This window comes from Sporomusaceae bacterium, from assembly GCA_031460455.1.
GTDB lineage: Bacteria > Bacillota > Negativicutes > Sporomusales > UBA7701 > Anaeroselena.
The window spans coordinates 1-6810 of sequence record JAVKTQ010000033.1; the positions used below are offsets into that span (position 1 = coordinate 1).

The 6810-nt window shown below is 54.4% G+C and carries 7 protein-coding genes and 1 tRNA gene; 3 read left to right on the plus strand and 5 right to left on the minus strand.

Going from position 1 to position 6810, the window contains the following annotated elements:
• The 5 genes from RIN56_20445 to RIN56_20465 all read right to left on the minus strand — a co-directional run.
• Nucleotides 1-428: POTRA domain-containing protein (locus tag RIN56_20445; protein MDR7869165.1), on the minus strand; the 428-nt coding region annotated here is incomplete at its 3' end.
• Between the two features lie 12 nt (nucleotides 429-440).
• The gene (locus RIN56_20450; GenBank protein ID MDR7869166.1) at nucleotides 441-767 is read right to left on the minus strand and encodes a hypothetical protein; all 327 of its coding nucleotides are present in this window, start codon (nucleotides 765-767) and stop codon (nucleotides 441-443) included.
• Nucleotides 768-906: 139 nt separating this feature from the next.
• A complete protein-coding gene (locus tag RIN56_20455) occupies nucleotides 907-1545 on the minus strand; it encodes a response regulator transcription factor (GenBank protein MDR7869167.1) in 639 nt (212 codons plus the stop codon).
• Entirely contained in the window at nucleotides 1542-3257 is a 1716-nt protein-coding gene (locus tag RIN56_20460; protein ID MDR7869168.1) for a histidine kinase N-terminal 7TM domain-containing protein, read from the minus strand. The genes RIN56_20455 and RIN56_20460 overlap by 4 nt, the downstream gene beginning before the upstream one ends.
• Entirely contained in the window at nucleotides 3209-3376 is a 168-nt protein-coding gene (locus RIN56_20465) for a hypothetical protein (protein MDR7869169.1), read from the minus strand. The genes RIN56_20460 and RIN56_20465 overlap by 49 nt, the downstream gene beginning before the upstream one ends.
• Nucleotides 3377-3440: 64 nt before the next feature.
• Here RIN56_20465 and RIN56_20470 point away from each other — a divergent pair, with 64 nt between their 5' ends.
• The 3 genes from RIN56_20470 (at nucleotide 3441) to RIN56_20480 (ending at nucleotide 6708) form a co-directional block, all read left to right on the plus strand.
• Nucleotides 3441-4256, plus strand: a complete 816-nt coding sequence (locus RIN56_20470) for a nitrilase-related carbon-nitrogen hydrolase (GenBank protein ID MDR7869170.1) — start codon at nucleotides 3441-3443, stop codon at nucleotides 4254-4256.
• A 131-nt stretch (nucleotides 4257-4387) separates the two neighbouring features.
• A tRNA-Sec gene (locus tag RIN56_20475) sits at nucleotides 4388-4484 on the plus strand.
• 487 nt (nucleotides 4485-4971) lie between these two features.
• Entirely contained in the window at nucleotides 4972-6708 is a 1737-nt protein-coding gene (locus tag RIN56_20480; protein ID MDR7869171.1) for a VWA domain-containing protein, read from the plus strand.
• The last annotated feature ends 102 nt before the right edge of the window (nucleotides 6709-6810 follow it).

Below are 6810 nucleotides of genomic sequence, written 5' to 3' on the forward strand. Positions count from 1 at the left end.
GCTATTTCCACCATCCCGTCCCTGATATCCTGGGCCGGGATATAGGCGAAGGCCACCAGATAGCCTTGCTGGCGCATATGCTTGGTCAGCCTGCCGGCCAGGGCGTTAAGTTCGCCGAGGCTCAGCTCCTTGCCGGCTTCGGCTCGGACGAGGCTTAAAAGCTTGTCCGCCGCCAGGGGCGGTTCGCCGCCGATGCGGAACCCCTGCACCGTTATCTTCGCCTGGTCGGTGCCGGTGGCCGCCGGCTGCCGGCCCTCCACCGTGATGGCCGGTTCCTTGTTTTCGGCCGGCGGCTTGACCGCGGCCGGCGGTTTGGCGCCTTCGAGCACCGCCCCCGTGTTGGGCGGCGCGGCGTAGGCCGGCAACCCGGCGAGCAGCGCCCCGGCGATAAAAAGGCCGATTAACGTTCTCAGGCATTCATACTTCATGCAAAGCCTTCCTTATCCTGCGATTTCCCGCGCCAGCTCCTCAAAGCTCCGCACCGTCCGCTCGCCGCCGGTCGCGACCACCAGCGAGGCCGCCTCCTCCAGCCCGATCAGCTTGACGCCTGGGAATTTTAGGATCAGCGCGCCTAGGTCCCTCGCCGCTACCATCGCCCTGTCGAAGATGATGACATCGGGAGCAATGAGGTTCATTTCCGCCGCGGCCGCCGCCATCGGCGGCTCCAGGTTGGTAAGCCGGATTTGGGCATTGTCCTTCAGGACGGCCGCCAGATCCGTCAACTGCGCGGACTTGCCGACTATTGCCACTTCCCGCGGTCTGGTCACGTGCTCCACCGGCCTTTGCGAAAAATTATCTCGACCATATATTTGTCGGAAAAACAAAAAACAGGGCATAATTATATGCCCCATTTTAACAAATAATTCTATTCTCCATACTATCAAAACCGATAGTGCCCCCAAAATATCACAGGTTCAATCGGGCCGCATGGGCCAGCAACTGCGCCCGGTTCGCCAGGTGGAGCTTGCCGAGGATCTCGTTCACATGGTAGCGGACCGTGATCTCCCTGATACCCAGGGCGGCGCCGATTTCCTTGTAAGTCATACCCTCGGCCAGCATTCTCAGCACCTCGCCCTGACGGGCGCTCAGCGCCGGCCGCTCAGCTGCCGTCTCCGGCTCCGGTTCCCGCTCGCGACCGGCAAACTCGCGCAGGATGCGCCTGGCCATTCCGGGGGCCAGCGGCGCTTCTCCGGCGGCCAGCCGCCGCAGTTCGGCCAGGAACAGCGGCGCCTCCATGCCCTTCAGCAGATATCCCGACGCCCCCGCCCGGATGGCGGCGAACAGATGCTCATCCTCCTCGGAAACCGACAGCATCACGATCTCGATCTCCGGGAAATCGCGTTTAATCAGCCTGGTGGCTTCGATGCCGTCGCAGCCGTCCATCTGCACATCCATAACGATCATGTCCGGCCGCAGCATCTCCACCTTCGCCAACGCCTCCAGGCCGTCGCCGGCCGTGCCGACAACCTCGACGCCGTTATCCTGCAGGTACCCCTTCAAACCTTCGATATATAAGAGGTTGTCATCTACCAGCAATAGCCTCATCCTTGCGCTCCCCCTTGACCCGGCGGCAGCCAGACCGTCACCCTCGTGCCGGCGCCCGGCGCCGACTCGATCTCCAGCCGGCCGCCGATCTCGCCGGCCCGCTCCCGCATAATGCCCAGGCCGTGGCGATTTTCCCCCGCGGCCAGCGCTGCCTCCGCGGCAAAACCGCAGCCGTCGTCCTCGATGACCACCGCCGCCTCGCCGCCGGCCGCCCGCAGCGACACCTTGACCTGGCTGGCGCTGGCGTGCTTGCGGGTATTGGCCATAGCCTCCTGGATGATCCTCAGCAGCTGCAGCTCGGCGGCCGGCGAAAGCCGGTCCGCCGTTTCCGGGTCGACGGTCAGGCGGGCGGCTATCCCGTACGTGTCCTCGTACCACTGCATAAACTCGCCCAGTGTCGCCGCAAACCCTTTGCGGGAAGCCGCCTTCAGTCCGGCGAGCGATTCGCGCACGCCGCGGTCGAAGTCGTCGCTAAGCCCGATCAGCTTCTCCAGCCTGGCGTCGGCCTCGGCCAGGCGCTCCCCGGCCACAAGCTCCCTCACCTGCTGATACTGGAGTTTCAGATAACCCCATACCTGGCCCGGCCCGTCGTGCAGCTCCCGCCGCAGCCGGTCCCGTTCCGTCATGATCGACAGCGCTTTCTCCTGGTCGAGTATCCTCTTCTGGGCCCGCTTCAGCTCGCCGATATCCTGGAGGACGATCGCCTTGCCGATGCTCCTGCCGCCCCAGCCGGTCAACAGCGACACCCGGAATAGGTAGTAGGCGCCGGCCACCGTAATCTCCCCCGTCCGCGCCTCGCCGCTTTCCGCCAGCGCGGCCAAAGCCGGCCAGGGCGCGAACGCCGCCGTCGCCCGTTCGCCTGCCATCGCCGCCCGTTCGCCAAGCAGCGTTTCGGCCGCCGGGTTGAGCTCGACGATGTAGTCCTGGGCGTCGGTGACGATTAAGCAGTCGTTCATATCCCGCGTGACGGAAGCCTCGGCCAGCTCCTGCATGTTGAAGACCCGCAGCCCGAAAAATATCGCGAACCATACCAGGCCGCCCAGCATGAAGGCCACCGGCAGCGCGAAGCTCGTCGATGCGCCGGTAACCCAGAGTATATGGCCGGCCGCCGATATCACCGTGTCGGCCGGGACGGCCAGCGCCTGCCAGCGCCGCAGGCCGGAGGTGCTGGCAGCACGGTGGATGTATAGCGCCAGGCTGGCCGCGAGCGACAGATAAGCAATAGCCATGGTCGCCCAGAAAAGCGGCCCGCGGACAAAGCCGAAAGTTGCGCCGCCCCACGGGAAAGCGCGCCAATACCAGTCGTGCCAGCCGCTGGTGAGGACCGCCAATCCGAAAAAGCCGGTGAGGGCAAGGAGTAGTGTGCTGGCGGCGCGGATGACGGCCGGCCGCTGGCCGGTGAGGTAGAGGGCGGTCATGAGGGCCAGCGGGATGACGGCCATGGCGCCCATTTGGTGGATGACGGCCCAGAGGAACTTGTCGGCGGGGGCCGGGCTGACGGTGATCATGACCAGGGCGACCAGCCAGACGACACGCGCGCCGGTGCTGAGGGCGAGGCACATGGCCGGCGGCGACTTCCGGTACCGCCAGGTGTACACCCCCAGCGCCAGCAGCACCGCCGCCGCCAGCAGATATAGCCATATATCGTTTATCGGGTGATAAATCAGTAAATCGCGCGGCGATCCGCCGCCGTCGGCTGTGAAAAGGCGCATTTGGCTCCTATCCTTATGCCTGAACTCGCGGGCGGCATATCAATATTTCCTTCGGCATTATTCAACATATAGCCGGCATTTCCTTTATAAACTCCGTCTACCAGCTTTGCCGCCGTCATATTTGACATTTCCTCCCGCCTCTGCCATACTCATTTATGAACCGTAAACAAAGGAGGGGCGCGCATGGCCGCTGTCCTCAGGGTGGGCGCCGTCGCCTGTCCCGCAAAAGTCAACGCCCTCGAAGAAAACCTCGCCGCCGCCGCCGCCTGGGCCGAAAAAGCGGCCGCCGCAAAGCTCGACCTGCTTCTTTTCCCCGAGCTAAGCCTCACCGGCTACCGCACCAACGGCGATGAAACAGCCCCGCTTGCCGCCGGGCACCCCGCCCTCGCCAAAATGGCCGAACTGGCCGCCTCCTCCTGCGTCGTCCTCGCCGCCGGCCTCACCTGGCGCGAAGGGGCCGCCAAATACCTCGCCCACGGCCTGTGGCTGCCTGACGGCGCCTTCCATATATATAAGAAAACCCACCTCGGCCAGCGCGAACGCCGCGAATACGCCGCCGGCGACGACCTGTCCGTTTTTCCCCTCCCCAAAGTCGCCGTCGGCGTCCAGCTCTGCCTGGAGCAGCACTACCCCGAGATAACCCAGACCCTCGTCCTCAAAGGCGCCCAGCTCATCCTTTGCCCCCACGCCACCCCGCGCCTCGGCCCGGATGAGCGCCGCGAAAGCTGGCACATCTCCCTCCGCGCCCGCGCCTACGACAACTGCGTTTACGTCCTCGCCGCCAACCAGGTCGGCGACAACGGCCAGGGCACCGTCTACCACGGCGGCGCCATCCTCGTCAGTCCGGCCGGCAAAGTGCTCGCCGAAGACTTCTCCGGCCAATCCGCCATGATAACCGGCGAAATCGACCTCGACAAGGTCGTCGACGTGCGCACAACCCCCCAGGGAATGTGCCGCCGCTTCTACGCCTTAGAACGCCGCCCCGAACTCTACATTTGAATAATTATGTTAAAAGAACAGGAAAAAATATCCCCCTGGCCGAAATGCCAGAATAGTGTATAATAATATGTACGACAAACTGTCAGAGGTAATGTCAGAGTAAATGTTCGCTAATGCCAGATAATGCCAGTGGGGGCGGATGGGGCCTGGTGGCTCCTGCGGTCTTCAAAACCGTTTTCGGGGCGCTAACCCGTCCCGGGTGGGTTCGATTCCTACACGCTCCCGCCACAACAAATTCAAGGCTTCCGAGGTTTTTACCTCGGAAGCCTTTTTGTTGTCCCTGGTCATTTGCGTAACGATTTGCGTAACGATTGCCCAATTGAGATCGGATAATACCTAAAAGATTTAATAGAATGAAAAACGCTGCTGCCTAAAATCAATAAATAGAGTGGGGCTTGAACGGAGGTTAACCTCCCGCACTCTTTTTTGAATATCTGGTAGTATTGACACTAGCGCGTCAATACTGGCTGAAGAGGCAATCATAAATATATTGTGCCAGTGCTGTTAATAGACAGCATGGGTACTTATTATCGGGGCAGACCGATTGGTTTGCCTCCTTCGCAGGTTATTATCTTAATTTGTAGAACTTTCCAGACAGATGGTGGTATTCGAACCTTCGGTTGCATAACGACGGTTATCGGTTTATTCGGCGACAGGTGCAACAGCGAATTAATGACATTTGAAAGAGATGTATAGGATTATAGGAAGGTGTTACGTGTTGTTCAGATTAGCTATTGATCTTTATAACGAAATTGAAAAACGAGGCCTACACATCAGAAAAGATGGGAGGGATACCCAATGGTACAATCAGCTTAGGAAACGATTCAATTGTCCTCCAAATATAGGGCTAAAGACACATTTTAGAAATAAAAAAGTCTCGGCTGCTGATTTTATTAAAGAATTTTTTGAGGTAACTGAACCGTTTTCTCTGATGTATTTTGAAATATTTAGCATTATGAAGGAACATCAAGTCACCAAAGCTGGATCAGAGAGTGATCTGAAAATAGAATGTGACTTTGGAACAAAAGGTTTTAAAATAGATCTTGCTGATTTTCAGGAGTGGGTTAGAATTGAAAGAACTATTAAGGGAAGTAGAAGACATAGACTTTGGACCGAATATGATGTTTGGCAGTTGACGGATTTCTTTGGGATGCTAGGGGTTGATTCGCGAGATGAAAATTTATTTTATCCTATTCAGATTCCTCCTCCTGAGTCTAAAGGGTATTTAGAACTTGATAAGTGTATACAAGATATCTTTTATTTACTTACCGCTATTGCAAAGCGTATTTCCGCAGGAGATGACGGGAGATGTGGAACTAATCCTTTTGAAATTATCGACGACAATCCCTTATCTGATAACTTTATACACGGTGCTTTTTCGATAATTCTGGCACGATATAAGGCATATTTACTACAAGACGATTTAAATAATATTGAAAGAGCCATAGCTTTTTTTCATGACCATATTTTGTCTAATTTAACAATAGTACATATGGAAGAGGAAGATTTGATAGATGAGTTTATCAACATTTTAAATTTGCCTTTTTGGAAAAATAGGTGGTATCTTTATGAAATTTGGGTAACATTAACCACATTAAGAGCGTTAAATAAATATAAGGTTAAGCTGAATGACAAAAGTGGCGTTCTCCCTTTAAAAACTGGAAGTTTTACTAATGTAGCAACTTTTCAGGTAGATAGAGGGGATAAATATAGTATATTAGCTCAATTAAAAACTGATATTAAAGGATATCCAGGAAGAAAAGGGATTGAACCGGATATTCGATTTGTAGAAAATTCTAGCACAAAAGCTGAACATACTAAAATAATTATCGAATGTAAGCAAAGAATGTTTATGCGATCAAAAGATTTGGAAGAAAACGCTTGCCTTTATGAATATGGGGCCCCAAATAGTATAATGAACTTTTTTGTTAATTACGATTGCTTTCCAAGTATAGCGTCACCAAAATTGACTAAAACGGAGTTTTTTTCTAAAGTGCGACCCTCTATGACGGGAGAGTTTACAAAAGCATTACTTAATGAATTGGCTCACGCTGGCATTTTACCTGCATCAAACAAGTTTGATGCGATTTTGGTGGATCGTTCTTTGAGTATGGGGAGTGACAATGAATACAACGAAGAGACTAAAGAGATTATTTTTAAAATTATTCGCAAGTACCGAATTGATAACAAGTTTTATTTTGGTTCCGAATTTATTGACGCTAGTAGTATGGAACCAGAGGAGTTTGTTAGAAATATATATCCTAATATGGGAGTAGATATGCTGGGGGAATATTTTAAACTAATACGCGATAAGTACCCCGACGTTAAAAAAATCTTACTGCTGACTGATGGGGAATATAATCCTAACCCGCTACCCCAAGATATACGAGTCTTATTTGATATTACCGAATATAGACCTTCCCAGTTAGTAGGAGTAAAAGAATTTCAATAAGCAATCTTATGTCAATGCCGATTTGATTTTGCATGAAAGTGGCGTTTGAAATTTGCATGTTTGTGGCGACGGGTTACTGTTGTTTCTGTTCGAACAGCGTGT